The sequence below is a fragment of the Treponema endosymbiont of Eucomonympha sp. genome, from assembly GCF_001028545.1.
Window position 1 is genome coordinate 1 of sequence record NZ_BBPW01000605.1, and the last position, 461, is coordinate 461.

Sequence of the window (461 nt, forward strand, 5' to 3'; positions counted from 1 at the left end):
ATACTTATTCTCGGACGCAAGCGCTGCTCGGCGAGTTCGCTTCGGCATTCGGGAACGCGGACACCGTCATCCTGCACGACATTTACGCGTCCGCGCGGGAAGAGCGCCGCGATTCAGGCTTCATCGGCGAGACGCTGTACGAGGAGGCGAAGAAGCGCCACCGAGACGCGCATTACTTTGCGCAGGCTGACGGCGCGTTCGATTTTGCCCGTTCCCTGCTCGAAACCGATCAGCCCGTGCTATTCATAACTATAGGCGCGGGCGACAACTGGAAGCTCGGCGCGAGGCTCTATGCGCATTTTGCGCAACGGGAGGAGGCACTATGCAAAGCATGACCGGTTACGCATACGGCGAGGAACTGCGCCCCGAGAGCGGGTTTTCGGTGGAGATAAAGTCGTACAACGCAAAATACTGCGACATATCCGTCAGCCTGCCGCCGTATCTGGGTCGGCTCGAAAACC

The 461-nt window shown here is 59.4% G+C and carries 1 protein-coding gene and 1 pseudogene; both read left to right on the top strand.

Annotated elements, in window-relative coordinates:
* Positions 1-335, top strand: a pseudogene (locus tag AWU74_RS12240) (UDP-N-acetylmuramate--L-alanine ligase); the annotation flags it as partial.
* Positions 332-461, top strand: a 130-nt coding sequence (locus tag AWU74_RS10990) for a YicC/YloC family endoribonuclease (protein WP_306701116.1), incomplete at its 3' end; no start/stop codon positions are given. The pseudogene AWU74_RS12240 and the gene AWU74_RS10990, both read left to right, overlap by 4 nt.